The following is a 1,752-nucleotide window of genomic DNA, read 5'->3' as shown; positions in this document are numbered from 1 at the left end:
GTTTGACGACACCCCCTAGAAGAACCCGAGTTTCTTCGGAGTGTAGGAACACAGGATGTTCTTGGTCTGCTGGTAGTGCTCCAGCATCATCTTGTGGGTCTCACGGCCGATGCCCGACTGCTTGTAGCCGCCGAACGCCGCGTGCGCGGGATACGCGTGGTAGCAGTTGGTCCAGACGCGGCCCGCCTGGATGGCACGGCCGGCCCGGTACGCGGTGTTGATGTCCCGGGTCCACACTCCTGCCCCGAGGCCGTACAGCGTGTCGTTGGCGATCTTCATCGCGTCCTCGAAGTCGTCGAACGACGTCACCGATACCACCGGACCGAAGATCTCCTCCTGGAAGATCCGCATCCGGTTGTCGCCCTCGAAGATCGTCGGCTGGACGTAGTAGCCGCCCTTCAACTCACCGTCGAACTCGACGCGTTCCCCGCCGGTGAGAACCCTGGCACCCTCCTCCCGTCCGATGTCCAGGTAGGAGAGGATCTTCGCGAGCTGGTCCCCGGAGGCCTGGGCGCCGATCATCGTCTCCGTGTCCAGAGGATGACCGGCCTTGATCTGCTCCGTGCGGGCGACCGCCGCCGCCAGGAAGTCGGGGTAGTTGCCGCGCTGCACCAGGCCCCGGGAGGGGCAGGTGCACACCTCGCCCTGGTTCAGCGCGAACATGGTGAAGCCCTCGAGCGCCTTGTCCCGCAGATCGTCGTCCTTCTCCCAGATGTCGTCGAAGAAGATGTTCGGCGACTTGCCGCCCAGTTCCAGGGTCACCGGCTTCAAGTGCTCCGCGGCGTACTGCATGATCAGCCGCCCCGTCGACGTCTCACCGGTGAAGGCGACCTTCGCCACCCGTGGGCTGGACGCCAGTGGCTTGCCCGCCTCCTCCCCGAAGCCGTTGACGATGTTCACCACGCCGGGCGGCAGCAGATCGGAGACCAGGCTCAGCCAGTAGTGGATGGAGACCGGGGTCTGCTCGGCCGGCTTGAGGACGACCGCGTTGCCCGCCGCGAGGGCCGGGGCCAGCTTCCAGGCCGCCATCAGGATCGGGAAGTTCCACGGAATGATCTGTGCCACCACGCCCAGCGGCTCGTGGAAGTGGTACGCCACGGTGTCGTCGTCGACCTCGGCGAGCGAGCCCTCCTGCGCGCGGATCGCGCCCGCGAAGTAACGGAAGTGGTCGATGGCGAGCGGGATGTCCGCGGCCAGCGTCTCGCGGACCGGCTTGCCGTTCTCCCAGGTCTCGGCGACCGCCAGCTGCTCCAGATGCGCCTCCATCCGGTCGGCGATCTTCAGCAGGACGTCCGACCGCTGGGTCACCGAACGGCGCCCCCACGCCGGCGCCGCCGCGTGCGCCGCGTCCAGCGCCCGCTCCACATCCTCCGCGGACCCCCGCGCCACCTCCGTGAACGGCTGACCGTTCACCGGACTCGGGTTCTCGAAGTACCGACCGCGGGCCGGCGGCACATACTCACCGCCGATGAAGTGGTCGTAGCGCGACTGGTAGGAGACGATCGCGCCCGGTGTACCGGGTGCCGCGTAACGGGTCATGCTGCTCCAGCCTCCTGCTGCGGCGCCGCCCCCCGTGGACGGCTCTCGGTGGGGAGGGTAGGGAGGGGGAGGTTGCAGCTACGTTGCGGGTGCCGCCGCGTTGCCGCGTTGCACGCTCCTACGCCGCGGGGCTGGTGTGCCGCCGCTCGTCGACGCCGCCGTCCGGGTCCTGAGCCAGGCTCCCTGTGGACCCCCTGGCTCGTATACACATCT

The 1,752-nt window shown here is 68.0% G+C and carries 1 protein-coding gene; it reads right to left on the bottom strand.

Annotation, left to right across the window (positions count from 1 at the left end; all coding sequences use genetic code 11):
• Nucleotides 1-15: 15 nt before the first annotated feature.
• Entirely contained in the window at nt 16-1,539 is a 1,524-nt protein-coding gene (gene exaC, locus CCN42_RS40095; RefSeq protein ID WP_086742029.1) for an acetaldehyde dehydrogenase ExaC, read from the bottom strand.
• Nucleotides 1,540-1,752: the final 213 nt, after the last annotated feature.

It is taken from the genome of Streptomyces glaucescens (assembly GCF_002154375.1).
In the GTDB taxonomy this organism is placed as follows: domain Bacteria; phylum Actinomycetota; class Actinomycetes; order Streptomycetales; family Streptomycetaceae; genus Streptomyces; species Streptomyces glaucescens.
Note: the sequence above shows the minus strand (reverse complement) of the source record. Positions and strands in the feature narration are given on the sequence as shown.

Excerpts from the sequence above, each read along its gene's own strand:
- exaC (WP_086742029.1), bottom strand. The coding sequence starts at position 1,539 with ATGACCCGTTACGCGGCACCCGGTACACCGGGCGCGATCGTCTCCTAC.